The organism is Aliikangiella aequoris (genome assembly GCF_053709105.1).
The window spans coordinates 2,436,991-2,461,783 of sequence record NZ_CM132298.1 but is presented as its reverse complement, the minus strand read 5'-3'; the positions used below and the strand labels follow the sequence as shown (position 1 = coordinate 2,461,783).

Sequence of the window (24,793 nt, the reverse complement as noted above, 5' to 3'; positions counted from 1 at the left end):
AGCAGTAAATTAATGGTGTAACTTTTCATTTTAAAGATTAAAAGTTGCTATGCTTAAACTAGCAATAAGAATTTATTCGTTTTTATCAATAAGGTGATTTTTTCGGCTTTATTTGATTTAGAGTCGTTGCATATGCAACAAATTAAATTTAAAGTACGCCTTATAATAAAAAGAGATGTACAAATAATATGCCAAACCAAATCAAGTTGTTTGATTCTCACTGTCACTTAGACTTTCCGGTATTTAAAGGGAAAGTGAATATGTTCATCGAGAAAGCCGTAGAAACAGGCATCGGTGGAATTTTAATTCCTGGGGTTACGCGTGACGGTTGGTTAAGAATTAGACAAATTACCGCTCGAACTGAAATTTGTCATACAGCATTGGGATTACATCCGATGTTTATGGACCAACATAAAGATAAAGACCTACATGATTTAGAAATGGCTTTATCGGTAGGGCCCATTGCTGCTATTGGAGAGATTGGGCTAGATTTTTATAAGTCAAAAGAAAACGCTGCTAGGCAGATTGAATATTTTCAAGCACAAATAGATATTGCCAAAGTGGCGCAATTACCCGTTATTTTGCATGTACGCAAAGCGCATGACCAAGTACTACAAATTTTAAAGCAAAGTTACTTTAAATGTGGCGGTATAGTGCACGCCTTTAATGGCAGCGAAATACATGCCCAACGTTATATTGATTTAGGCTTTAAACTCGGCTTTGGTGGTGCAATGACTTTTCCTAGAGCGGCCAAGTTACATCGCTTAGCTGCAAGCCTACCCTTAGATTCAATTGTACTAGAAACTGATGCGCCAGACATGCCGCCGGTGACCTGTAAAGCTGAGTTTAATACGCCGCTACACTTATTTGACAATTTCAGGAGCCTCGTTTCTTTGCGCGAAGAACCTGCTGCAAAAATTGCATTGCAAACGACTAAAAATGTTCGTTCAGTTTTAAATTTTGATTAAGCTCCTTAATAAATTAGCGTTATCCAAAATGTGGTCTATTTAAAAACTTCAAGGTTTCGTATTTGCTATTTAAATTCAATGCGTTAGACTAAAACAATGTGATTTTTTGGTGATAAATTAATATGTCTGCGAGTGCGACGAGAAAAACTGACGCTGTTAGCATTATTAGTCAATTAGAAAAGACTGAAATGATTGATTCTGAGCAATCAAAACTAGCAGTTTTACAGTTAAGAGCTAAAAAGACTGAAGGTCACCCGATTTCTCAAGTTGCTTCCCTCAACTTAAAATCAAAAGCATTGCGTAATAAGCTGTTAACTGCTGAGCTCCTTTCCGAATGGTACGCCAAGCTTCATAAATTGCCCTATGTGCGGCTAGACCCGCTAAAAATTAATGTTGACGCCGTAACTGCTGTGATGTCTAAAGCATTCGCATTACGCCATGATATTTTAGCCTGTGATGTGTCTCCAACTGAAGTTACTGTTGCTGTGGTTGACCCACTAGCCACAGCTTGGGAAGCAGGCTTAACGCACATCTTACGAAAAACCATAACCAAAGTTTTTGCTAACCCCGAAACCGTACATCGCCTACAACAAGATTTTTACAACTTAAGTCGGTCTATGAAAGGGGCGTCGAGTGAGAGCTTGCAGAACGTTAAGGTCACTAACTTAGAGCAATTACTCGAAGTAGGTAAAACCGGTGACATAGATGCGAACGATCAGCATGTAGTTCAAATTGTTGATTGGCTGCTACAGTACGCATTTTCGGAGCGAGCAAGCGATATTCATATTGAGCCAAGGCGAGAAGCCGCCAACATTCGGTTAAGAATTGACGGAGTACTTCACAAAGTCTATGAGATGCCTGCGAATATTGCTGCGGCAGTAATCGCTCGCTTCAAAATTTTGGGACGCATGGACGTAGCAGAAAGGCGTAAACCGCTTGATGGCCGAATTAAAACTAAAACCCCAAAGGGGATAGAAATAGAGTTGCGGCTTTCAACTTTGCCCACGGCTTTTGGCGAAAAACTCGTCGCCCGAGTGTTCGATCCGACAGTATTGTTGCGTGATTTTGCTCAGTTAGGATTAGATAAAGACGTAGAAAAGGATTGGTTGAAGATGGCGCGCCAGCCAACCGGGATTGTATTGCTTACGGGACCAACCGGATCGGGTAAAACAACGACGTTATACACAACATTAAAATTACTAGCGACCAGCGAGGTTAATGTTTGTACGATTGAAGATCCTATCGAAATGGTTGAGCCAGCATTTAATCAAATGCAAGTGCATCATGATATCAGCTTAGATTTTGCGAGCGGTGTAAGGGCGTTATTACGTCAAGATCCAGACATTATCATGATTGGTGAAATTAGAGACAGAGAAACTGCAGAGATGGCTATTCAAGCATCTTTAACCGGTCATTTAGTGATTTCAACTTTACATACGAATGACGCAGCTTCTGCAATCACACGGCTGCAAGATATCGGTGTGCCACCTTATCTGGTTAATGCAACTTTGTTAGGCGTTATGGCGCAAAGGCTTGTTAGAACTTTGTGCGGACATTGTAAACAAGCGATTGAGCCCAATGAGCAAGGATGGAAAGAGCTTACAGTAGGCTTTTCGTTGCCTTTACCTAAATTAATGTTTAAGCCCAAAGGGTGCGATGAGTGCCGCCAGTCTGGATATATTGGACGGGTGGGGATCTACGAGCTACTGCAAATGTCAGGAGCTGTTAAAAAGTTAGTGTCGACAGGTTGCGAAGTGGCTCCCATAAAGAGCCAGGCACTTGATGATGGAATGCAATTGTTACGAATTAACGGTGCGCGCAAAGTTGCAGAAGGTAAAACAACAATAGAAGAAGTCATGCGAGTTGCTTCTCCTTCAATGGAAGAATCCTAACCTCGTCGGTTTGATCGGTTGCGCTAAGGCGATTTAGTCAGCGAATTTTTTATTTGATTAGCTGACTTTTTCTAGCTAATTACAATTGCTTGTCACATTAGCTTGCTACTTGCTGTTGCCAGCTAATTTGATCAAAATAATGTTTTTTTACTTAAAATAAAAACTCGCCTTGCCAAGCAAAATCCAAGTCGTTTTATCTATATTTTTATTAGGGAATTTTCTATCTTGCGATTACTCACTACTTATATGATTGTTAGCGCGGCTTGCTTTAGTTTATTTGCTAGCAATTCCTATGCCTCGAACCATAGCTCGCTAATTGACAAGCTTAATAATATTCTATCGAAGCAAGCTGATGACAAGCCAGGAATTAGTGTGCTTTTTAGAAAAGATAATCAAGTTATCTTTAAGTCGAGCAAAGGTCTGGCAAACAAAGTTAAAAACTTGCCAATTAATGCAACCACAGGATTTAGAATTGGCTCTATCAGCAAGCCTTTTACAGCATTGGCAATTATGAAATTAGTTGAGCAGAAAAAACTTTCTCTTGAGGATAGTGTCACTGATTTTATTCCCGCATTAGCTTCAAACTGGGAAGGAATTACGCTAAAGCATTTATTGTCTCACCGCGTTTATTTATCGAATGATTTTTTCTCGCGCGCAAACTTACGGCTAGCAAATTTATCCACTAATCACGACCTTATAAAATTTCTAGCGATTAAACAGGTTAAAGTGAAAAAGCTAGCAACAGACAAAGCAATCTATTGTAATACTTGCTACGTGCTTTTAGCCGAAGTTGTTGCTAAAGCAAGTGGTGAGAGTTTTGCCAATTATTTAAGCCAGCATATTTTTGCGCCAGCAAATATGAAAAATACTTATATCTTAGATAAAGGCGTAGTAATGAACCCTAATGATGCACTTAACTATGCTAAAACCGAGTCTTTCTTTCGAATTAAACAATTTACAACGGGTGCAATGGCGCAGGTAAGTAGTATTGATGACTTAAATAATTTTATTATTGCCCTTAAATCCGAAAAAATAATCAGTCAAGACTCATTAGCTTTAATGACTAGAGTTCACGCAGATTTAGGTGATGATGGTACTTTTGGATTAGGTTGGGTAATTGGCTGGGGAAATAAGCCGTTTTACTCTCATGGCGGATCACAAGATGGCTATCAGTCGGAGCTGTTTTTTTATCCAAAGCACGATCTTGAAGTCGCTATTTTAACTAATGGCGGAAACAAAACTTATGCGCTTCAAGCACAAATAATGAAAGCCGTCATTAGTCATTATAATTAATGAGATCTTAGCCTATAACCGTCTTTAAAAAGGCGGCTATAGGCCGCTAATTACATGTTTAGCAACTGGGTTTTTTGTTGTTGTAATTTAACTAATGACTTTTCCGATTGAGCTAGCTTTTCCTTTTCTTTTGCAACGACATCTTGAGGTGCGCGTTCAACAAACTTAGGGTTTTCTAACTTACCAGAGAGCCTTTGTGTTTCTTTACTCAGCTTTTCAATTTCTTTATCTAAACGAGCAACTTCTGCGGTGACATCTATTAATCCCGCGAGAGGGACTAAAATTTCCATATCACCCGCGAGAGCAGTTGCTGCAGGCGGGAGTTCGCCGCTTGCAACTTCGATGCTTTCTAACTTTGCTAAAGCACTTGCAAAATCTTGGTACTCTTTGAGTTTAGCAATATCTTCTGACGAAGCATTTTTAAGTAAAACGCTTACAGGTTTTCCTTGAGAAACATTTAGTTCGCCGCGAATTGTGCGCACAGCAACAATTAAGTTTTGAATCCACTCTAAATCTTGAAGTGCTTTTTCGTCCACTAGCTCTGAATTGTGAACTGGAAAACTAGATAGCATAATCGACTCAGATTGAGTATTAACCATTGGTTTTAGCTTTTGCCAAATTTCTTCTGTGATAAACGGCATCATTGGGTGCAATAAACGCATCATCGACTCTAGCACATTGACTAGCGTATGACGGGTACCGCGTTGTTCTGCTTGGGTTGCTTTTTCACCGTATAAAATAGGTTTAGATAGTTCTAAATACCAATCACAATAATCGTTTCGACTGAACTCGTATAAAGCTTTAGTTGCAAGGTCAAAGCGGTATTCTGTGATGTGTTTTTCAAAAGTTTGGGTGGTTTTTTGTAGTCGGCTGATAATCCATCTATCAGCGATGCTAAGTTTAAGTTCTCCGCCGTCTTTGCCGCAATCTTGATTTTCGCTGTTCATTAAAACATATCGAGTCGCGTTCCACAGTTTGTTACAGTAGTTGCGGTATCCTTCCACTCTGCCTAAATCAAAGTTAATGTCGCGACTCGTTGATGCTAATGCACAGAAAGTAGCACGTAACGCATCGGTCCCGTAAGACTCGATGCCGTCGCCAAACTGAGATCGCGTTCTTTTTTCAATCTTGTTAGCGATTTTAGGGTTCATTAAACCGCTGGTTCTTTTGGTGACTAAGGACTCTAAGTCAATGCCGTCGATTAAATCGATCGGGTCAAGGACATTCCCTTTCGACTTAGACATTTTATCGCCGCTTTCGTCGCGAATGAGTCCGGTAATATAAATTTCTTTAAAAGGTACTTTACCCGTGAACTTTAAAGTCATCATTATCATTCTGGCTACCCAGAAGAAAATAATATCAAAACCGGTCACTAATACGCTGGAAGGAACAAACTTCTCTAATTCTTGAGTTGAGTTAGGCCAACCCATAGTGGCAAATGGCCATAAAGCAGAAGAAAACCAGGTATCTAATACGTCATTGTCTTGGGTTAGTTTTATGTCGTCACCAAGCTGGTTTTCACTGCGCGCTTCGGCCTCGCTGGCTGCAACATAAACGTTTCCTTGCTCATCATACCAAGCCGGAATACGGTGTCCCCACCAAAGTTGTCGACTAATGCACCAATCTTGAATATTTTCCATCCAGTGATAATAAGTTTTGTCCCAGTTAGCGGGTACAAACTTGATATCGCCAGACTTAACTGCGTCGATTGCAGGCTTAGCTAAACTCTCAACCGCAACATACCATTGATCAGTTAACAGCGGTTCAATAACTTCATTACTTCTATCTCCGCGTGGAACTTTTAGCCCATGATCGTCAATTTTTTCTAGTAGTCCAAGTGACTTAAATTCTTCAACAATTTGTTTTCTGGCAGCAAACCTTTCTAATCCGTGATAATTTGGGGGGAGTGTTAAATCGATTCCAGCTAAAGGTTTTCCCGCAACATCAAAAGCTTCTGCTTGATTAAGAATATGGGCGGTTGTTGATAAAATATTAATTAAAGGGAGTTTATGACGCTTGCCTACTTCATAGTCATTAAAGTCATGAGCTGGCGTTATTTTCACGCACCCAGTACCAAACTCTTGGTCAACATAATCGTCTGCAATTATTGGAATGACGCGATTAACCAAAGGTAGTAATAGGCTTTGACCAATAAGGTCGGTGTAGCGCTCGTCATTTGGGTTTACTGCGACAGCCGCGTCACCGAGCATTGTTTCTGGACGAGTGGTTGCAACCACTAAATAGTCTTTTCCGTCAGCGGTCTTTGCGCCATTGGCAAGTGGGTAGCGGAAATGCCAAAGGAAGCCTTTTTCGTCATGATTTTCTACTTCTAAATCGGAAATTGCTGATTGAAATTTGGGGTCCCAATTAACGAGTCGTTTGCCGCGGTAAATGGTGTTTTCTTTGTACAGTTGAATAAAAACTTCCTGTACGGCTTTCGATAACTCTGGACTCATTGTAAATGCTTCGCGGTTCCAGTCAGGAGAGTCACCTAAGCGTCGCATTTGCTGTGAAATATTTCCGCCAGATTGTTCTTTCCAATCCCAAACTTTTTCTACAAAGGCTTCTCGACTAAAGTCAGTACGCTTTTTACCTTCAGCATTAAGCAATCTTTCTACCACCATTTGGGTGGCTATGCCGGCATGGTCGGTACCACATTGCCATAAAGTGTCGTCACCTTTCATGCGGTGATAACGGGTCAGCAGATCCATGATGGTATGTTGAAACGCATGTCCCATATGTAAGCTTCCGGTTACATTGGGCGGTGGAATTAAAATACAATATGGCTCGCCTTGGCCACTAGCTTTAAAGTAGTCACCATCTTCCCAAATTTTGTACCATTTTTGTTCAATATTTTGGGGAGTATAAGATTTTTCCATGATAAGAACTCAGTATTAGGTTTAATTATTGAATAGGGTGCTTGTTGCTATATTTTTCTGTGGTTGAGTGGATAGCCACGCTCTCGGTAAAAGCGAAAACGATCTCTAGCAAGCTCTTTATTTTCGTCGTCTCCAAACGCATATTCGAAAACCCACTTAAACTGACTAAAAAACAAAGGTACTTGCGTACCCATGTTGATTAACACGTCGGGTCTTACACGAGGGTTTTGACCATAGCCAATTTCAATTGGAGGCAGCGTATCTTGATCTTCTCCAACCAATTGATGAGGTAGAAAACTTTTTGCGTCGTGAGTCCAAAGCAGCTCGTCAATTTTTTCAGCTTGTTTACGATCAGCTGTATTAACAAATACTTTTTGGCCTTTGCGATAGGCACGCTTGATAACCTCACATAAATGTTTGTGAGGTGCATTCTGCGCAGAAGATTCCACTGAGTAGAATTCAATCTGAGTCATTTAATCGCCTTTTAACTTAGTTTAAATAAAAATCGATGCTAGCTATTTAGCTTTCGCATCGATTCATAATAAACTGGGTTAGCAATGGAACAGGACGGCCGGTAGCGCCTTTGTTTTTGCCTGAAATCCAGGCAGTACCAGCAACATCAATATGAGCCCAGTTATACTTTTTAGTAAAACGAGACAAAAAGCAGCCTGCGGTTATTGTGCCAGCAGCGCGCCCACCTAAGTTAGTCATATCTGCAAAGTTAGAGTCAAGTTGCTCTTGGTACTCATCCCATAATGGTAAACGCCAAACTCGGTCACCACAAAGTTCACCTGCATTTAATAACTCATGGGCTAATGGGTTATGGTTGCTCATTAATCCAGACGCTTGACTGCCTAATGCAATAATACAAGCACCAGTTAAGGTGGCTACATCAATTACTGTGTCTGGCTCAAATCGCTCTACATAAGTTAATGCATCACAAAGAACGAGGCGACCTTCCGCGTCTGTGTTTAATATTTCTACGGTTTGCCCAGAAAGGGTTGTTACAATATCACCAGGTCGGCTGGCACCACCGCTTGGCATATTTTCTGCTGCGGCAATAACCATAATTAAATTGACCGGTAACTTCATTTCTGTCACTGCGACAAATGCACCAAAAACTCCAGCTGCACCGCCCATGTCGTATTTCATTTCATCCATACGCTCGCCAGGCTTTAATGAAATACCGCCACTATCAAAAGTGATACCTTTGCCCACTAAAACAATGGGTTTTTGGTCCGGTTCGCCACCTTTGTATTCTAGTATAATCATTTTGGCCGGTGTATCTGAGCCTTGTGACACTGACACAAATGCACCCATGCCCATTGCTTTTAATTCTGCTTCATCAAAAATTTGACAATTAACAGAACTATTTTCAACTGCGAGTATTTTTGCTTGTTCAGCTAAATAAGTTGGATTAGCCACATTGGGGGGTAAGTTAGCTAAGTCGCGCGCTTTGTGAGCGCCTTTGGCTATGGCTAAACCTTCTTCAATCGCTTGCTCACCAATAGTGAGTTCTTTTCTAGTGGTCACATTAAATGTTAGCCGGCGAAGAGGGCGGCGGGCAGAGTCTGTTTTGCTTTTGAATTCTTCAAACGCGTATAAAGTGTCTTGCGCTGCTTCAATGGCGTGTCTAATTTTCCAACGGGTATCACGCCCTTTAACATTAAGTTCGCTTAAAAAGCATACCGCTTCCATCGAGCCTGTTTCATTTAAGGTGGTAATCGCTTTGGCAATGACTTTTAGATATTGTTTGTCGCCAAAGTCACGCTCTTTACCACAGCCAATCAATAAAACTCGATCAGACAGTGTGTTAGGAACATTGTGTAACAATAGTGCTTGGCCTAGTTTACCTTCGAGGTCACCGCGCCTTAAAATATTGCTTAAGTAGCCTTCACTCACTTTATCTAGCTGCTCGCCCATTGCGGATAACTTTCTTGACTCAAAAACGCCAACAACAACACAGGCGCTTCTTTGTTTTTCAGGGTTACCGCTTTTTACATTGAATTCCATTAAACAAACCTTATTTTAATTTGATTAAAAATATTAGTGTCAATCAACAATTGTCTATAATTCACCCGATTCAATCGCCACTATTTGTGAATTGAATCGTGCATTTAAGCTTACTTAATCTCAAACTAACTAAATACTACAAGCTATGGTATATTTGTGCCCAATTTCATTGGCTGAAGCGCGATTTTTCGCAGAAAAGCTAAGAAAACGAGAGTTTAACTTAAAAATCGTTAATAATTAAGTAAAAGTAACACTTTTCTGAGTAAATATCTTGATCCTTAAGCGCTACATTAATACTGAAATCATAAAAAGCACATTAGCCATTTTGGTAGTGTTGATATTGATTTTTATCAGTACACGTTTCATTAAATATATTCAGCTCGCTGTCGACGGCACTATTTCGTCTGGCGCCGTGTTTAAATTAATGGCGCTGCAAATTCCTACAGTCGCTGGCTTTCTTATTCCTTTGTCGTTTTTTATTGCGATTTTGCTGACATTAGGGCGCCTTTATAGTGAAAATGAAATGGCCGTACTAAAAAGTGTTGGCGTAGGCGAGCGCATGATGATTAAGTTTATTTTACCTGTGGCTTTAGGGTTGTCGTTAGTTTCAGCGGGTCTATCCTTTTGGGTTACACCATGGTCAAACTTGAAGGCAAAAACATTGTTAGCTACGGAAAAAGCAGAAGCCGAGATGGGCGCTTTTTTACCGGGACGGTTTCATGAAAATAAGTCGAAAGATGGCGTGGTATTTGTGGAGTCTAAAGATGAGCAAGGCTCAATTCGTCGTCTATTTAGTGTAAGCGGTCTAAACCAAGCTAGTGAAGAGCTCAACATACAAGTCGCAGCCCAAGGCGATTTTCTACGTGTTCAAGACCGCTCTGTAGCGACAAAAGACCAACTTGAAGATTCAATTAATCAGCTACCTAAAGGGAGTTATATGTGGTTAACGCAAGGCCAACACTATCGCTTTGATAAAACCGAAAAGCGTTGGCAAGTGACTGACTACCAAAGTTATTTTATGCGAGTGCCCGAAGAAGCGGTAAAAGAGTCTGCGGTAAAAACTAAAGCATTGTCATCTATTGAGTTACTGAGTAGCCGAACTTTGGCTGCTTGGGCGGAAATTCATTGGCGTTTGTCGGCACCACTTTCTATACCTATTCTGGTTTTATTGGCTGTACCCTTGGCTAGGTCGCAGCCTCGCCAAGGAAAGTTTGCAAGGCTAGGGCCGGCCATTTTACTTTACCTCATTTATGCGGTGTTAATGATGAATACGAGACAATTAATTGTCGATGCAAAAATTCCGGTTGAACTTGGCTATTGGTGGATTCATGCAAGCTTCCTGGTCGCTGCTTTGTGGCTATTAAAGCCGTCTAAGTTTAAGCCTCTACGTAGGCGGCAAGCCAATGTTTAGTTTGCTCGATCGGTATATTGGCAAGCAGGTTATAGCGGCGAGTTTAATCATTTTGATTATTTTAACTAGTTTGCGTAGCTTATTTAGCTTGCTTGACGAAATGGGAGATATTGGAGTTGGTCGTTATCAAATATCGGACGCGCTGCTTTATATTGGATTAATGATTCCCGAGCGGCTACTGGAGTTTTTTCCTATGAGTGTGCTTATAGGTTCGCTTTTCGCTATGGGAAGTCTTGCTCAGCATAGTGAGTTAACAGTGATGCGCGCTGCAGGTATAACAACTTGGCGAATTGCAGCTTCCGCGATTAAAGCTTCTGGCATTCTTATGTTGTGCGTTATTTTGGTCAGCGAATGGCTTGCGCCAGTGACAACTAAATCAGCTTCGCAACTTCGCGCGGTAGCGATTAGTAGTGGTGAGCTCAGTTTAAGTCAGTCTGGCTTATGGGCAAAGCAGGGTAATCGCATCATCCATATACTGAATATAGTGAATGATAAAGAGCTCAAAGGGCTCACCATTTTTCAATTGAATAATGTCGGAAGCCTAGAGCAAATAATCAAGGCGGAAAGCGCCAGTCAGGTAGGGGCAGCATGGCAATTAAATAAAGTGACCGAAACTCACTTTGCTCAAGAGCAAATAGTGACTAAGCAATCTGAGTCGAAAGCTTGGAATTCACCGCTAAAATCCAGTCAAATTGAGAGCTTAACCATCCCTGCAGACTCACTCAATTTAGTTGGCCTAATTGATTATATTGAGTATCTTAATTCAAATAAATTAAATAGTGCAGAGTATGAGCTAGCTGCATGGAAGAAAGTCTTTCAACCCTTTGCCATTGTCGTGATGATGTTTTTAGCTGTGTCGTTTGTTTTTGGTCCCATGCGCAGTGTTACTATGGGGGCTCGAATATTAGCTGGTGTGATTTTAGGTTTTGGATTTCACTTAGCTAATCAGTCATTTGGTCCGGTAAGTATTGTTTATAATTTGCCCCCAGTTTTAGGCGCTTTGTTACCACTTATTTTATTTGCTGGAGCCGCCTGGTGGCTAATGCGCAGAAGTAGTTAGTTTGGGCGAGATTGGTTAAGGTTAAAATTCTGCTATACTCGAATAAAATAAAAAGGTTTAAACTTATAACTTGTAAGGGTTGGGTCGGTGAAATGGATACACTATGCTTGAGCTAAATGACTTTTTTGGGCTTGCCATAGATGAAGATATATCGGATATAAAGTACTTTATTACTTTAATAAAGCTAAAAAAGCTCATCGAAGGGACTAATGTTGTACAAACTTTAGCCAAGCAAAATGGCCGAAATGCGGCAATTGTCAATGTCGCTAGAAGACAGCAGATGCTAAAAGCAATTAAACCCTTATTAAACGCCAAAATGAAAAACTATGAAGCCTCTTTTTATAGCAAGGAGGTGACCACTTCTAGTGAGCACGATCGGATTTATAGCGCCGAAGATAAACTTTTAGAGTTCGCGCTGTTGGTTGCTTCGACGAAAAGTAAAAAAGTGATGTTAGAAGATCCTAACATTTTAACGGTTAAGCAGTTACGAGAAGCGAAGTTTCTTGGTACTCGATTTGATCGTTGCTGGGAAATTCTATCGGTAGAGTCAAGTCATACCGTGACCGCATACCGCAAAGCTAAAAAATAGCCAAGTAGTCGCTTAGTCAGATAGAGTGATTAACTTCACCAGTTCCTTTAACCTAATCTCCTTTTAACCGATTCTCTTTTTATGCTCGCTTGTGGCTTGTGGCTTGTTGGCTAATTTGGGTGGAGATATAGAGGCTAAAAAAAACCCGGACAGATTGGCAGATCAGGCCGGGGGGGGAATGCTCCATGACGGGAGACTAAATTTTTACTGGAAACTTAATTACTATGACGACTAAATCTTAAAAAAGTTGCTTCGTTTTTGTCGTCACAAGTTACAAAATGTAAATTGCTACATCTATTTACGGTTAAATTATAGACAATTAATTTAGGCTGAAACTTAGTGCAAGTCTTGCTAATCAATCCACTGGAAGCATTGAGATATAAAGACATTTTGATTAATTAATGCTAAATCAGTTTGTGTGGAGTAATAATAACGACGATATTTATTTCAAATTGATCTATAAATTATTTGATGTAACACCTCTCTTTAAAGTCGAAAGCCAAAATTCATTTTTGAATAGAAAGGTTTTTGTTATTTAATCTAATTAGAGTGGTAAAATAGTGCTACAACCACTTTATTTAGAAGTCAGATGTTAGAAGATTTTAAATTTGTTTTGTCCCATACAACGCACCCTGGAAATATTGGTGCGGCCGCAAGAGCTCTAAAGGTAATGGGGCTTAGCCGATTAAGCTTAGTGAACCCCAGTAAATTTCCTAGTGCAGAAGCGACTGAGCGTGCCTCTAGAGCCGATGACGTATTAGCCAATGCGCAAGTTGTCACCAATATTGAAGAAGCCATCAGTGAGTGTCGCCTTGTTGTAGGCACTAGTGCGCGAACCCGAAGTTTACCAAGCAAGCTAGTCACTCCACGAGAGTTAACCAATATCATCAAAGCAAATCCACAGAAGAGGCCGGTGGCGGTATTGTTTGGAACTGAAAACTCAGGTTTAACTAATCAAGAGCTTCATTTATGTCACTATCATGTTTATATACCAACGAATCCCGAATACTCTTCGCTTAATTTAGCCTCGGCGGTGCAGTTAGTGGCGTATGAATTGAGTTTGGCATTTGCCGAGTTTGAGCCTTTACCTAGTCCTGAGATTCCTGAAAATGAGCAGCCAATTCCACGAGAGCTGTTAGCAGGAACGCTCGCGCACTTTGATGAAGTGATGCGGCTAACTGGATATTTACTTCCAAAACATGAAAAGCATATTGATATCCGTATGAACCGGCTATTGAATAAAGCTGAGCTTACCTATAGCGAAATGAATATTTTGCGAGGTTTTTTGCGTTCAGTAAAATACCGGATCGATCAGCTAAGTGTTAAAGATTAAAGCATTGCTAAGCGGAAAATGAGCTAATAGCAAACCATTAATTTAAATTTAAGTGTGACTTAAAAGTAATATGAAAAAAGTAATTTATTTAGATTATGCAGCGACTACGCCTGTTGATCAGAGTGTTGTTGAAGAAATGACTCGCTGTCTGTCAATAGAGGGTGACTTTGGAAACCCTGCCTCTCGTTCCCATCGTTATGGCTGGCAAGCCGAAGAGTTAGTTGATATTGCTCGTAACCAAGTGGCGGAGTCAATTAGTGCTGATCCACGAGAAATTGTTTGGACTTCCGGCGCGACAGAAGCTAATAACTTGGCTTTAAAAGGAATTGCGGAAAGCCACGGCAAAGGCCATATTGTTACTTCAGCAATTGAGCATAAAGCGGTACTTGATACTTGTGAGTATCTGGCCTCAATAGGGTTTGACATAACCTATGTAGCACCAAACAAGCAAGGTGAAGTAGAGGTCGCTGCTATTGAAGCTGCAATTAAGTCCAATACCATTCTAATATCGATTATGCATGTAAATAATGAAACGGGAGCAGTTCAAAATATTGTTAAAATCGGCGAGTTGGCTCACTCCAAACATATACCTTTTCATGTCGATGCGGCGCAAAGCATTGGCAAGCTTAACATTGATGTAACCGAAATGCCCATAGACATGATTTCAATGTGCGCGCATAAAGTTTATGGCCCTAAAGGCGTTGGCGCTTTATATGTAAAGCGCAACCTGCAGCCCAATATTAAAGCGCAAATTCATGGAGGCGGGCATGAGCGCGGACTTAGGTCCGGAACCCTAGCAACTCATCAACTGGTTGGAATGGGACGCGCGTTTGAGCTAGCGCTGCAACTCCAAGCACAAGAGAGCGCGAGAGTTTTAATGTTAAAACAGCGCTTTTGGCAAGGGGTAAAGCCGTTACAGGGCGTGCACATCAATGGCGACTTAGAAGCGAGCGTCGCCGGAATATTAAATTTACGCTTTGACTATGTTGATAGTGAAACTTTGCTCATGGCCTTTAAAGATATTGCGGTATCATCTGGCTCTGCTTGCACTAGCGCAAGTGTGGAGCCTTCGTATGTGTTAAAAGCCATGGGACTCAGTGATGAGCAAGCACATGCGTCATTGCGCTTTTCATTTGGACGCTATACCACTACAGAGGATATAGACAATGCGATTGAAGTTGTCGCAACTGGACTTGCCAAACTAAGGGCTCTTTCTCCAGAATGGCTAGCGCGCAGCTAAAGTTTATACTTTATTGCAGAGACAGCATTTGCAAGAGGCAAGAGGCAAGGTACAAGAAACACTCAATTATTATTCACTAATAATATTCGCAAACAAGAAAACAATCGTCTAAACTTTCTGTTAGCTATTTAATAGGGTAGTAGAGTGGTGTAAGAGCGCTATTTATTGCGGATATCTTTTGCCTATATCACACTGAAAATTTTAAATTTATAAATGTGAAAGGTTAAATTTAGCTTTATTTTAAAAAAGTACTTGTAATTTTTTTTCAAACCTTCATAATGCGCACCGCATCGGGTCGTTAGCTCAGCCGGTAGAGCAGTTGACTTTTAATCAATTGGTCGGGCGTTCGAATCGCCCACGACCCACCATATTGCAAAAAGGCGTATCTAAATGATACGCCTTTTTTGTTTGGGTGCTGCTTTTACCAGAAATCACCTCCTAATCTTACCAACTCAATCTTTATACATCGCTTTTATCGCTCCGCCGCAACCAGTGAGCGCAAGCTAAAGTATTGTCAGTGCAGTTATTTCAAGCATCATGAACTCTAGGAATTATGCTAATATCACTTAGTATTTAATTTTACTACTTAAAAGCGTATAAGGTTTTGCTATGTCAGTGTTGCAAATTAACTCATCCCCCAAAATTTGGCTGGTGGCTATTATAGGCATCGCAATTTTAATGTTGCATAGTCATACCTATTCTGGTGCTTATATTAGTATGGATAGTTTGTATTACTTTCATGGAGCCTATAACTGGGCTGCAGGGCATGGGGTTAGCATAACTGACTTTAATTCTGTTGATATTGCTAATAAAGCACTTACAGTGTGGCCGCCATTGTATTCTGGAATACTAGCGAGCTCGTGTTGGCTGAGTGAGTGCGTTAATTTGAACTTTGATGAGACCAGTTTAAAGATTAACTTAATCATGTTAGTCATAACTATTTATTTATTCTTTAGCATTTTAAAGAAAATTTTACCGGTTAATATTGCATTAATAACTTGTTTCTTGTTTGTCATTTTACCTAGCACTCAAATACTCTACACCTACGCTTGGTCAGAAGTTATATTTCTTGCGCTTATTTTATTATCTTTTCAAAATTTAACTGGGTTTTTAAATTCAAGAAAAACCTCGCATTTAATTGCTTCTATCGTTTTTATTGCGATAGCTACCTACACACGCTATGTGGGGGTGGCTTTTGCGTTAGCGCATGTCTTTTGTCTTTTTTGTCAGCCCAAGTACGCAATCATTCGAAATTTAAAAAGCGCACTAGGTGCAGGCACTCTATATGTGCTGCTTATTCTACCGTTGCTACTTTACAATTGGAGCATTACGGGGAGTTTGTCCGGTGGAAACCGGGGCATACCTGATATGCGTTTAGGATCAGATACCGTTTTATTGTTTGATTTATATAGCCGCGAGTGGTTTTCAGGCTTCTGGCTGTTGGCCTTGCTTAGTATCTTCGCGTTATTAACTATCGTAGTAATGTTAATTCGCTCAAAATCTAATTTAACCTTAGCCAGTATCTTTGAACGGCAAGGTACCTTAGCGATAATCTGGTTTGGTTTTTATTTAGTTTTTTTGGTGATATCAAGAAGCTTTCAAGTTGTAGATTTAGACGCAAGGATGTTGTCGATTAGCTGGCCATTTTTAATGCTTTTTTTAGTATCATTATTATGGGCAGCCTATCAAAAGCTAAATAGACCAATGGTTATAAGTGTTGCGGCATTCTTTGTAATGATGCTAGCTTTTTCTGGAATGAGAGTACATTCAGAAATAGTCGACAATAAATTGTCTATGCGCGGTGTAGGTAACATTAACGGGATTAGTTATCCTAACTTATTAAATTCTGGTTTTGATGTTTATCGACATATTGCGGATAAATATCAAGCCAATGAACGAGAGTTTGTGATAACTGATTTGAATCGACCTATATTACTAAAATATTTTTTTAGTCGAGCCAATGTTCAGTCTATCGCACCCTATTTATCATTAAGTGCCACAGATAGAAATAACCTTTTTGCAACACGTTCGGGCATACTGGTGCTAACTAGTCGCCAGGTACTACAACAAATTGTTCAGGCGTCGCCCTTTCAAATAAGTTATAAAGCTTATAGAGTAAGTAAAAACGCCGCGCCGGTTATTGTTATAGAATTGCCACTTAAATCTAAAGAGTCTTTTACAAAGGTCGAATAATGTTATCAATAATATGCCCTTGTTTTAATGAGTCATCTGCAATAGAAAGTTTTCACAGCAATTTAAGTTTGGCGTTATCGTCGCTGAGTATTACTTACGAGATTGTATTTATTGATGATGGCAGCGAAGATGATACGTTTGACAAAATGCTCGAACTAAAAGAGCAGCATAACGAGATTAGAATTTTAAAATTGTCGCGCAACTTTGGTAAAGAAGCGGCATTAACTGCTGGGCTAGAACATGCCAAAGGTGATGCAGTTATACCCATAGATGTTGATTTACAAGATCCGCCTGAGTTAATAGTTGATATGGTGGAGCTTTGGCAACAGGGGTTCGATGTGGTTTTAGCGAAGCGCCGTTTACGTAAAGAAGACAGCCTTAGAAAACGCAAAACAGCCGAGTGGTTTTATCGTATTCATAACAAAATAGCTGATCATCAGTTGCCCGAAAATGTCGGTGATTTTCGTCTTATGGATAAGCGTGTTGTCGATGTTGTAAAAAGAATGCCAGAAAGACAACGTTTTATGAAAGGGATATTGTCATGGGCAGGCTTTAAGACGACCACCTTAGATTATTCTCGCTCTAAGCGCACGCAAGGTACTACTAAGTTTGGCTGGTGGAAGCTTTGGAATCTCGCGTTAGATGGAATAACAAGTTTTAGCAATGCTCCGCTAAAAGTCTGGTGGTATTTAGGTGGAATTATTTCTTTTATTTCGTTTTTATATGGTGCCTTTATTATTTTTAAAACGCTTATTTTAGGCGTTGATGTGCCTGGTTATGCATCACTTCTTACCGTGGTACTATTTTTGGGTGGCATTCAGTTACTTGGTTTAGGAATTATTGCTGAGTATGTAGGGCGAATTTATATAGAAACCAAGCAGCGGCCTATTTATATTATTGATAAAGAGGTTTAATTAATGTCCAATCGGCTTAGCACACTGCAACAACTGTTTCGGTTTGCTTATTGCGGCGTAATTTCAACTTTAATTCACTTCTTAGTCGCTTTGAGCATTATTGAATTATTTATTGAGTCAGCCACTGTCGCTAATATTGGCGGCTTTAGTATTGCGCTTTTTGTTTCTTATGGGCTTAATTTTAAAGTGGTGTTTAGAACTAATAGTACAGCAACAACCTTTAAGCGTTTTTTAGTGGTGAACACTAGTCTATTTTTGTTAACAATTTTATTTTCTTTTTGGGCCGATCTAAATAACATAAAGCCGCTTTACACGCTGCTAGTAACAATTTCAATTATCCCCATTTTCAACTTTTTATTGCACAAAGTTTGGACATTTAGGTAGGTCAGACTCACTATTTTTCAAAATTTAGCTCATTTTATTAAAAAGGCTTGTAATTTTCTTAAAAATCTGGATAATTCGCGCTCCTGTTTGGGTCGTTAGCTCAGCCGGTAGAGCAGTTGACTTTTAATCAATTGGTCGGGCGTTCGAATCGCCCACGACCCACCAAACATTAAAAAGGCCATCATTTATGATGGCCTTTTTTTTTTTTATGCTTAGAGATTTATTCTGTTTAGCGCCCATTGACGCGAGGCTTTAATTTTGGTTCATCGCAACGAGTGTTTGTACAAGCTCTGTTTGGTTAGCAACCCCAATTAATTCACCATTTTCGTCTGTAATAGGTATATGTCGAATTTTACCGCCTTGAGCGATAATTACGGCTTCTAAAACATCAAGGTCGAAGCTTGCGGCAATCACGGGATAAGTCATTACGTGGCTAACGCTGAGCTCTTTCCAACAGACTCCTTCAAAGCTTTCGGCAAATAAAACAAGTGCATCACTTTCGGTAATGATACCCATAGGTTTATTATCTTCAACCACCATTACGCAAGAAACTTTTTGTTCACTCATTTGTTTAATTGCATCGCTAAGTAAGCAGTCAGGTGAAACGGCAAGGTAATGAGAAGAAATAATGTCGGCAATTAATGGGGTTTCCATAGGGTATCCGATTAGCGTAGTTCGATTAATTTAACAGAATAAATTAAGTTTAGTCGACAATTTCTGAGAAAACTGCTTTATTTTAGTCGAAGTTTAAATCGCTATTTACTTTGTTGACTATGTACCTTGATGAGCGTCATTTAATTGCTAACCTAAATGGGCATTAAAGTTAAAAAAGCTTGAATTTTATGGGCGCTTTTAGTTGCTCAATATAGAATCTTTTACGCTGCACTGTTAGCATAGTGAAACCTTTTAAACTCGACTGCTATTTTATGCCAAGCGCAAATCCTGTTTCTGTTCAGCTAGTTGTAGACTCTGCCTTTGGCCGGCTGGGCTTTCATTTAAGTGCCACCAAGGTCGTGCGTGTCGACTTAAATTCTGTTGATAAGCTGAATTTGCCTAATCATCCGCTAACAAACCTTATTGTGACTCAACTCGAGGCCTACCAACTTAACTCAAATAAAAAGTTTAATTTGCCGTTTGATTTTAATGGGTCGGACTTTCAATGTCGGGTTTGGCAGGCATTAACTCGAATTCCTCTTGGCAAGGTAAAGTCTTATGGAGAGTTAGCCAAAGAGTTGGATTCTAGTCCTCGAGCAGTAGGTAATGCCTGCCGAAGAAACCCTCTGCCGCTTTTAGTACCATGTCATCGGGTAGTCGCTAAAAATGGTTTAGGCGGTTTTGCGGGTGCTACCGACGGCAAATTGATGACAATAAAAGAAACGCTTCTCAGGCACGAAGGGGCATTAGAGTGACGACTAAATTAGGTAGGCCCCACAAAACCAACCAAATACCGATCGCTGAACAAGACGCCAACCAAATTGGCTTGTTTTTAGATAACCTCTGGATGCATGACGGTTTGAGCCAGCATACTTTAAACAGTTATAAAACGGATCTTTGTCAATACGCACGATACTTGACCCAGCAAGCAGCTGACTTGCTATCGGCAAATAACGTGACCTTGCAAAATTATTTAGCAAATCGAGCACAAAAAAAGCTTTCTGCTCGCTCAACCGCTCGTTTATTGTCCTGTTTGCGCCGCTTTTACGCCTATGCCATAGAAGTCGGTTTAATCGCTGACGATCCCACTGCTGGTATCGCATCGCCTAAGTTAGGTCGAGCTTTACCGCATACATTAACCGAAAGTGAAGTTGAGCTTTTGTTGCATGCACCCGATAGCGAAAGCGAACTTGGAATTAGAGACTTGGCCATGCTAGAGCTAATGTACGCTAGTGGCTTGAGGGTTTCTGAACTTATTTCGTTGGAGTTTTCTCAAGTTGATTTAAACCAAGGCGTACTGCGAGTTTTAGGCAAAGGGAGTAAAGAGCGCCTGGTTCCTTTTGGAGATAGTGCAAGTGACTGTTTACAAAGTTATTTGGTTAAAGCAAGGCCAGTACTTTTAGGCTCTAAAAAGTGCGATTTTTTATTTTTATCGCAGCGTGGGCAACAAATGAGTCGGCAAACATTTTGGTATCGAATAAAGCACTGGGCTAAAGTCGCTGGCATTAAGAAACATTTGTCTCCGCATACACTTCGGCACGCATTTGCCACCCATTTGTTGACCCATGGCGCAGATTTAAGAACACTGCAATTACTACTTGGGCATTCGGATCTCTCAACCACTCAAATTTATACTCACATTGCCAAAGAACGTTTAAAATCTGTCCATGCGCAACATCACCCACGCGGATAATTACAGCAGCTAGGGTAAAAATATTGCCATTTATCCCATAAACTTGTTACTTGATAGCAGAAATGATAAATAAATCAGCCATTAGGCTTTGAAATACTTTATTATGGCCGATAGTATTATTCACATATCATTAATTTTATTTAGAAGAATCTAACTATGTCACTTGTACAGAAACTCCTTTTCGTTTTTATTTTGGCTGTAGCGGTTGGTGCGCTATTTTTAGGCGTTCATTCGCAGCAGCTGTTAGCGACGTCGCAAGGCAATCAAAGCAATGTAACGCAAGTAAGCTCAGCGCAAAAGCCTATTGGCCAAGACTTAGGTCAACAAGCTTTAATTGCTAAATTAGAAGCCAAGTTACCCGGTTTAGAAATTGCAGATATGACTCAAAGTCCTGTCGAGGGATTTTACCAAGCTTACTATGCTGGCCAATTGCTGTACGTTTCTGCAGACGGTCAGTTTATTTTTACTGGGATATTAATGGAGTTAGCAGAAGACGCGCCAATTAATCACGGCCAAATTGCAATTGCTCAGTTTGAAGCGCGTAAAGCACCTATGCGTGCCGCTGAAATAAAAGCATTAAACGAACAAGATATGGTGGTATTTAAAGCAGAAAATGAGCAACACGTCATTACTGTGTTTACCGACGTAGACTGTGGATATTGCAGAAAATTTCATCGAGATATGCAAGCGCTTAATAGTCAAGGTGTGACAGTACGTTACTTAGCTTACCCAAGAGCAGGTATTGGTTCTTCTGCCTATGATAAGTTAGTGTCTGTGTGGTGTGCTGACGATAAAACGAGCGCCATGGACAATGCCAAATTAAGACGAGAGTTTACTGATAAAACCTGTACTAATCCTGTTGCATCACATTATGCGCTAACCCAAAAGCTAGCATTGTCTGGTACTCCGATGATAATTCTGGACGACGGTGAGCTAATTGGTGGCTATATGCCTGCAAATGATTTAGTCAAACATTTAAATCAAAAGCTGCAAAATAACCGCCAAGCCAATGGTACTGCTAGATAGTTAGCTAAGTTTTTAGGCGGTTAGGCTAATCCAAATCTTTGGCCCCTGGGTGCGAACTTAGCAAGTTATGTGCTCAGGAGATTCTGTCCTCAAGAAGCTCTGTCCTCAAGAAACACTGTCCTCAAGAAATTCAGCACTTAGCTAGCAAAAATAGCTAACATTTCTATATCTAGTCACTTTTATAAAACACACCACCGGTTTAGGCCTGCTGTTGCGCGTTATAGCTAAACAAAAAGTAGCGCACAGACCTTTCTTTTTTCGTGGGCGAGTACTTGAAACGTATGACATGCCGGGCGGGTGGCCATAGTTTCTATCGCAATGCGTCGCTGATAGAACTGCTCGGTTTGTTGAGGTGACAAAAAGCCGTGTGTAGCGCCAGTACCAATAATGACTACCTCGGTATCTTTAGCTAAGCTGGTTATAAATTTCTCACAATCTAGCTCACTAAAATTAGCGCATTGATTAAACAATGAAACTTGGGTAGGGGTTAGCTGCACTGGATTGGTAAAATTTTGCCCAGAAATCGATAGTTTGCCAGGTACATAAGACTTTATAACTACCGGCGTATCACTATTCTCTTTTTGAATTAACATTCTTTTTACCTAGTCATGGGTGAACCGTAAAAGCTACATTGGTTTAACTCTAAAGGTTTACATTTGCGTTTGTCTAGGGCATTCTTTTTAAAAACGTTAAATCACTTTATTTTTATCTTTGCTAAGTAGCTTCAAGGTATTATTAAAGTATCGTTAAACTCAATAATAAAAAATAATCGTAATTCTGGGTTTCATGTTTTATTTCAACAGCTTAATATCAATAATTAACTAGAAGTGCCTGCTTAGTTGGTTGATTATTGATGGCGACCAGTAAGCCGGTTTTAATAACTCTAATATTAACTGGTTTAATCAGGTTGTTTGTTGAAAAAATCGCTGCGAAATAATAACCGAACACACCCGCGCAATCGATTAGTTGACTAAGGAAATAGTATGACACACTTGTATTCAGTTAATCCGCAAAACGCCAAATCAGCGCATGCTAATGAGCAAACCTATCAGGCAATGTACGCTGAATCTATCAATGATCCCGAAACGTTTTGGCGACAACAAGGCCAGTGTCTCGACTGGATCAAACCTTTCACCGAAGTTAAAGATGTGTCATTTGCTAAGCAAGATTTACATATTCGCTGGTATGCCGACGGTACGCTAAATGTGGCAGCTAATTGTATTGATAGGCACTTACCAGAAAAAGCCGATCAAACGGCGATTATTTGGGAAGGCGATGATCCAAGCCAATCTATGCACATAAGCTACCAAACCTTACATGAAAAAGTGAGTAAATTTGGGAACGTGCTTAAGTCACTCAATGTAGCTAAAGGCGATAGAGTTACTATTTATATGCCGATGATCCCTGAAGCGGTGTATGCCATGTTAGCTTGTGCTCGCATTGGCGCCGTACATTCGGTTGTTTTTGGTGGGTTTTCCGCTGAAGCACTGGCTGGTCGAATTATTGATTGCCAGTCTAAGGTTGTAATTACCGCCGATTTTAGTAACCGTGGTGGTAAAGCGATTCCACTTAAAAAAAATGTAGATGATGCGGCTCAGCTAGACGGTGTGAGCGACTATTTAGAGTCGGTGTTAGTGATTAAAAATTCGCAACAAAATATCGATTACAAGCCGGGTTTAGATCATTCTTACGAAGCTTTGATAGAGCAAGTTTCAGCCGATTGTCCTGCAGAAGAAATGAATGCTGAAGATCCCTTATTTATTTTGTATACATCAGGCTCTACCGGAAAGCCTAAAGGGGTATTGCATACTACAGGAGGGTACTTAGTTTACGCTTCTATGACTCATAAATATGTTTTTGATTATCACCCAGGTGACATTTATTGGTGTACCGCAGATGTTGGCTGGATCACCGGACATAGCTATATTGTATACGGTCCGTTAGCCAATGGCGCTACCACTCTCATGTTTGAAGGCGTACCTAACTATCCTGACTCAAGCCGTTTTTGGCAAATTTGTGATAAACACCAAGTCAATATTTGCTACACAGCTCCAACTGCGATTCGTGCGTTAATGCGAGAAGGTGACGCCCCGGTAAAAAGTACTTCACGCCAGTCACTAAAGTTATTAGGCAGTGTAGGAGAGCCAATTAACCCAGAAGCTTGGGAATGGTATTACCATGTAGTAGGAGATGCCCGCTGTCCAATTGTGGATACTTGGTGGCAAACAGAGACAGGCGGAATCATGATAACGCCTTTACCTGGTGCTACTCCATTAAAGCCTGGCTCGGCGACCAGACCCTTTTTTGGCGTGCAGCCCGCCTTAGTCGATGCAGACAGCAATATACTAGAAGGTGCAGTGGAAGGTAATTTAGTTATTTGTGATAGCTGGCCTGGGCAAATGCGCACAGTTTATGGCGACCATCAGCGTTTTATTGAAACCTACTTTAGTACTTTTGAAAACTATTACTTTTCCGGAGACGGTGCAAAAAGAGATGAAGATGGTTATTTCTGGATAACCGGACGGGTTGATGATGTATTAAATATTTCTGGCCACCGAATGGGAACGGCAGAAATTGAAAGTGCGTTAGTGGCGCACCCTCAAGTTGCAGAAGCCGCTGTTGTGGGGTATCCGCATGAGATTAAGGGACAAGGAATATATGCGTTTGTAACGCTAAGTTTAGGAGCTGACTCCAATGAGGCATTAGAAAAAGAGTTAGTGCAATGGGTCCGTAAAGAAATAGGTCCAATTGCTTCGCCTGATTTTATTCAGTTTTCTCCCGGCTTACCAAAGACACGTTCGGGGAAAATTATGCGTCGAATTTTGCGCAAGATAGCAGAAAATGATTTCTCGAATTTAGGAGATACTTCAACTTTAGCTGAACCGGCAGTGGTCGATGATCTTATAACTAATAGAAAAAATAGCTAAGGTTGGATGCAACTGAACAACATGGCGTGTTTTGAGCAACAGTTTAACGAGGGAATTGCAATGCAAAAACAACAACGACATCAAGCTTATTGGCGAGCGAACTTACGCCTAGTTTGCCTTTGTTTAGTAGTTTGGTTCATGGTGTCTTTTGGTTTTGGTATTTTGTTAGTTGATGAGTTAAACCAGTTTCGTTTAGGTGGATTTAAACTCGGCTTTTGGTTTGCTCAACAAGGCGCTATTTATGCTTTCTTACTGATTATTTGTTTTTATATATTAAAAATGAATCAGTTAGACAAACAGTTTAACGTAAAGGACTAGTCGGGC

The 24,793-nt window shown here is 40.4% G+C and carries 21 protein-coding genes and 2 tRNA genes; 18 read left to right on the top strand and 5 right to left on the bottom strand.

Annotation, left to right across the window (positions count from 1 at the left end; genetic code table 11):
• The first annotated feature begins 188 nt into the window (after positions 1 to 188).
• The 3 genes from ACUR5C_RS10615 to ACUR5C_RS10605 all read left to right on the top strand — a co-directional run bounded on the left by ACUR5C_RS10615 (position 189) and on the right by ACUR5C_RS10605 (position 4,153).
• Complete coding sequence (locus tag ACUR5C_RS10615; RefSeq protein ID WP_454465097.1) at positions 189 to 968, top strand: TatD family hydrolase; 780 nt, start codon at positions 189 to 191, stop codon at positions 966 to 968.
• A gap of 122 nt (positions 969 to 1,090) precedes the next feature.
• The gene (tfpB, locus tag ACUR5C_RS10610; protein WP_454465096.1) at positions 1,091 to 2,860 is read left to right on the top strand and encodes a type IV pilus assembly ATPase TfpB; all 1,770 of its coding nucleotides are present in this window, start codon (positions 1,091 to 1,093) and stop codon (positions 2,858 to 2,860) included.
• Positions 2,861 to 3,085: 225 nt separating this feature from the next.
• Positions 3,086 to 4,153, top strand: a complete 1,068-nt coding sequence (locus ACUR5C_RS10605) for a serine hydrolase domain-containing protein (protein ID WP_454465095.1) — start codon at positions 3,086 to 3,088, stop codon at positions 4,151 to 4,153.
• Between the two features lie 50 nt (positions 4,154 to 4,203).
• Here the strand turns inward: ACUR5C_RS10605 and ACUR5C_RS10600 are convergent, their stop codons facing one another.
• Genes ACUR5C_RS10600 through pepA form a run of 3 tightly spaced genes read right to left on the bottom strand, consistent with a single transcriptional unit; the run spans position 4,204 to position 9,045 of the window.
• Positions 4,204 to 7,032 carry a valine--tRNA ligase gene (locus tag ACUR5C_RS10600; protein WP_454465094.1) on the bottom strand — a complete coding sequence of 943 codons (2,829 nt, stop codon included), beginning with the start codon at positions 7,030 to 7,032 and terminating at the stop codon, positions 4,204 to 4,206.
• 47 nt (positions 7,033 to 7,079) lie between these two features.
• Complete coding sequence (locus ACUR5C_RS10595; protein WP_454465093.1) at positions 7,080 to 7,505, bottom strand: DNA polymerase III subunit chi; 426 nt, start codon at positions 7,503 to 7,505, stop codon at positions 7,080 to 7,082.
• 46 nt (positions 7,506 to 7,551) lie between these two features.
• The gene (gene pepA, locus ACUR5C_RS10590; RefSeq protein WP_454465092.1) at positions 7,552 to 9,045 is read right to left on the bottom strand and encodes a leucyl aminopeptidase; all 1,494 of its coding nucleotides are present in this window, start codon (positions 9,043 to 9,045) and stop codon (positions 7,552 to 7,554) included.
• Between the two features lie 271 nt (positions 9,046 to 9,316).
• Here pepA and lptF point away from each other — a divergent pair, with 271 nt between their 5' ends.
• The 10 genes from lptF (at position 9,317) to ACUR5C_RS10540 (ending at position 18,334) form a co-directional block, all read left to right on the top strand.
• Positions 9,317 to 10,456 (top strand): LPS export ABC transporter permease LptF, encoded by a 1,140-nt coding sequence (gene lptF / locus ACUR5C_RS10585; protein WP_454465091.1) that lies wholly within the window; start codon positions 9,317 to 9,319, stop codon positions 10,454 to 10,456.
• Complete coding sequence (lptG, locus tag ACUR5C_RS10580) at positions 10,449 to 11,516, top strand: LPS export ABC transporter permease LptG (protein WP_454465090.1); 1,068 nt, start codon at positions 10,449 to 10,451, stop codon at positions 11,514 to 11,516. Before lptF ends, lptG begins: the two co-directional genes overlap by 8 nt.
• Positions 11,517 to 11,619: 103 nt before the next feature.
• Positions 11,620 to 12,105, top strand: a complete 486-nt coding sequence (locus ACUR5C_RS10575; RefSeq protein WP_454465089.1) for a hypothetical protein — start codon at positions 11,620 to 11,622, stop codon at positions 12,103 to 12,105.
• Positions 12,106 to 12,694: 589 nt separating this feature from the next.
• Positions 12,695 to 13,438, top strand: a complete 744-nt coding sequence (locus tag ACUR5C_RS10570) for an RNA methyltransferase (protein ID WP_454465088.1) — start codon at positions 12,695 to 12,697, stop codon at positions 13,436 to 13,438.
• A gap of 70 nt (positions 13,439 to 13,508) precedes the next feature.
• Positions 13,509 to 14,678, top strand: coding sequence for an IscS subfamily cysteine desulfurase (locus ACUR5C_RS10565; protein ID WP_454465087.1), 1,170 nt, complete (start codon positions 13,509 to 13,511; stop codon positions 14,676 to 14,678).
• A gap of 292 nt (positions 14,679 to 14,970) precedes the next feature.
• Positions 14,971 to 15,046: transfer RNA gene (locus ACUR5C_RS10560), tRNA-Lys, on the top strand.
• A 241-nt stretch (positions 15,047 to 15,287) separates the two neighbouring features.
• On the top strand, positions 15,288 to 16,871 hold the full coding sequence (locus tag ACUR5C_RS10555; protein WP_454465086.1) for a glycosyltransferase family 39 protein: 1,584 nt from the start codon (positions 15,288 to 15,290) through the stop codon (positions 16,869 to 16,871).
• Complete coding sequence (locus tag ACUR5C_RS10550) at positions 16,871 to 17,785, top strand: glycosyltransferase family 2 protein (protein ID WP_454465085.1); 915 nt, start codon at positions 16,871 to 16,873, stop codon at positions 17,783 to 17,785. The genes ACUR5C_RS10555 and ACUR5C_RS10550 overlap by 1 nt, the downstream gene beginning before the upstream one ends.
• Positions 17,786 to 17,788: 3 nt before the next feature.
• Positions 17,789 to 18,169, top strand: coding sequence for a GtrA family protein (locus ACUR5C_RS10545; RefSeq protein WP_454465084.1), 381 nt, complete (start codon positions 17,789 to 17,791; stop codon positions 18,167 to 18,169).
• A gap of 89 nt (positions 18,170 to 18,258) precedes the next feature.
• A tRNA-Lys gene (locus ACUR5C_RS10540) sits at positions 18,259 to 18,334 on the top strand.
• Between the two features lie 87 nt (positions 18,335 to 18,421).
• On the opposite strand, the gene ACUR5C_RS10535 is transcribed toward ACUR5C_RS10540, so the two are convergent.
• On the bottom strand, positions 18,422 to 18,823 hold the full coding sequence (locus ACUR5C_RS10535; RefSeq protein WP_454465083.1) for a CBS domain-containing protein: 402 nt from the start codon (positions 18,821 to 18,823) through the stop codon (positions 18,422 to 18,424).
• Between the two features lie 272 nt (positions 18,824 to 19,095).
• Between ACUR5C_RS10535 and ACUR5C_RS10530 the strand changes: the two genes are divergently transcribed.
• The 3 genes from ACUR5C_RS10530 to ACUR5C_RS10520 all read left to right on the top strand — a co-directional run bounded on the left by ACUR5C_RS10530 (position 19,096) and on the right by ACUR5C_RS10520 (position 21,542).
• Entirely contained in the window at positions 19,096 to 19,578 is a 483-nt protein-coding gene (locus ACUR5C_RS10530) for a methylated-DNA--[protein]-cysteine S-methyltransferase (RefSeq protein WP_454465082.1), read from the top strand.
• Complete coding sequence (gene xerD, locus ACUR5C_RS10525; RefSeq protein WP_454465081.1) at positions 19,575 to 20,516, top strand: site-specific tyrosine recombinase XerD; 942 nt, start codon at positions 19,575 to 19,577, stop codon at positions 20,514 to 20,516. The genes ACUR5C_RS10530 and xerD overlap by 4 nt, the downstream gene beginning before the upstream one ends.
• Before the next feature lie 156 nt (positions 20,517 to 20,672).
• On the top strand, positions 20,673 to 21,542 hold the full coding sequence (locus ACUR5C_RS10520) for a DsbC family protein (protein ID WP_454465080.1): 870 nt from the start codon (positions 20,673 to 20,675) through the stop codon (positions 21,540 to 21,542).
• 224 nt (positions 21,543 to 21,766) lie between these two features.
• Here ACUR5C_RS10520 and ACUR5C_RS10515 read toward each other — a convergent pair whose 3' ends face one another.
• On the bottom strand, positions 21,767 to 22,135 hold the full coding sequence (locus tag ACUR5C_RS10515; RefSeq protein WP_454465079.1) for an Mth938-like domain-containing protein: 369 nt from the start codon (positions 22,133 to 22,135) through the stop codon (positions 21,767 to 21,769).
• 390 nt (positions 22,136 to 22,525) lie between these two features.
• Here ACUR5C_RS10515 and acs point away from each other — a divergent pair, with 390 nt between their 5' ends.
• A complete protein-coding gene (gene acs / locus ACUR5C_RS10510; protein WP_454465078.1) occupies positions 22,526 to 24,469 on the top strand; it encodes an acetate--CoA ligase in 1,944 nt (647 codons plus the stop codon).
• Between the two features lie 60 nt (positions 24,470 to 24,529).
• Positions 24,530 to 24,787 (top strand): DUF4212 domain-containing protein, encoded by a 258-nt coding sequence (locus ACUR5C_RS10505; protein ID WP_454465077.1) that lies wholly within the window; start codon positions 24,530 to 24,532, stop codon positions 24,785 to 24,787.
• Positions 24,788 to 24,793 lie beyond the last annotated feature (6 nt).

Excerpts from the sequence above, each read along its gene's own strand:
- ACUR5C_RS10565 (WP_454465087.1), top strand. The coding sequence starts at position 13,509 with ATGAAAAAAGTAATTTATTTAGATTATGCAGCGACTACGCCTGTTGAT.
- ACUR5C_RS10600 (WP_454465094.1), bottom strand. The coding sequence starts at position 7,032 with ATGGAAAAATCTTATACTCCCCAAAATATTGAACAAAAATGGTACAAA.
- ACUR5C_RS10570 (WP_454465088.1), top strand. The coding sequence starts at position 12,695 with ATGTTAGAAGATTTTAAATTTGTTTTGTCCCATACAACGCACCCTGGA.
- ACUR5C_RS10550 (WP_454465085.1), top strand. The coding sequence starts at position 16,871 with ATGTTATCAATAATATGCCCTTGTTTTAATGAGTCATCTGCAATAGAA.
- ACUR5C_RS10520 (WP_454465080.1), top strand. The coding sequence starts at position 20,673 with ATGTCACTTGTACAGAAACTCCTTTTCGTTTTTATTTTGGCTGTAGCG.
- pepA (WP_454465092.1), bottom strand. The coding sequence starts at position 9,045 with ATGGAATTCAATGTAAAAAGCGGTAACCCTGAAAAACAAAGAAGCGCC.
- ACUR5C_RS10595 (WP_454465093.1), bottom strand. The coding sequence starts at position 7,505 with ATGACTCAGATTGAATTCTACTCAGTGGAATCTTCTGCGCAGAATGCA.
- ACUR5C_RS10545 (WP_454465084.1), top strand. The coding sequence starts at position 17,789 with ATGTCCAATCGGCTTAGCACACTGCAACAACTGTTTCGGTTTGCTTAT.
- acs (WP_454465078.1), top strand. The coding sequence starts at position 22,526 with ATGACACACTTGTATTCAGTTAATCCGCAAAACGCCAAATCAGCGCAT.
- ACUR5C_RS10505 (WP_454465077.1), top strand. The coding sequence starts at position 24,530 with ATGCAAAAACAACAACGACATCAAGCTTATTGGCGAGCGAACTTACGC.
- lptG (WP_454465090.1), top strand. The coding sequence starts at position 10,449 with ATGTTTAGTTTGCTCGATCGGTATATTGGCAAGCAGGTTATAGCGGCG.
- ACUR5C_RS10515 (WP_454465079.1), bottom strand. The coding sequence starts at position 22,135 with ATGTTAATTCAAAAAGAGAATAGTGATACGCCGGTAGTTATAAAGTCT.
- ACUR5C_RS10555 (WP_454465086.1), top strand. The coding sequence starts at position 15,288 with ATGTCAGTGTTGCAAATTAACTCATCCCCCAAAATTTGGCTGGTGGCT.
- tfpB (WP_454465096.1), top strand. The coding sequence starts at position 1,091 with ATGTCTGCGAGTGCGACGAGAAAAACTGACGCTGTTAGCATTATTAGT.
- ACUR5C_RS10530 (WP_454465082.1), top strand. The coding sequence starts at position 19,096 with ATGCCAAGCGCAAATCCTGTTTCTGTTCAGCTAGTTGTAGACTCTGCC.
- ACUR5C_RS10575 (WP_454465089.1), top strand. The coding sequence starts at position 11,620 with ATGCTTGAGCTAAATGACTTTTTTGGGCTTGCCATAGATGAAGATATA.
- ACUR5C_RS10535 (WP_454465083.1), bottom strand. The coding sequence starts at position 18,823 with ATGGAAACCCCATTAATTGCCGACATTATTTCTTCTCATTACCTTGCC.
- ACUR5C_RS10615 (WP_454465097.1), top strand. The coding sequence starts at position 189 with ATGCCAAACCAAATCAAGTTGTTTGATTCTCACTGTCACTTAGACTTT.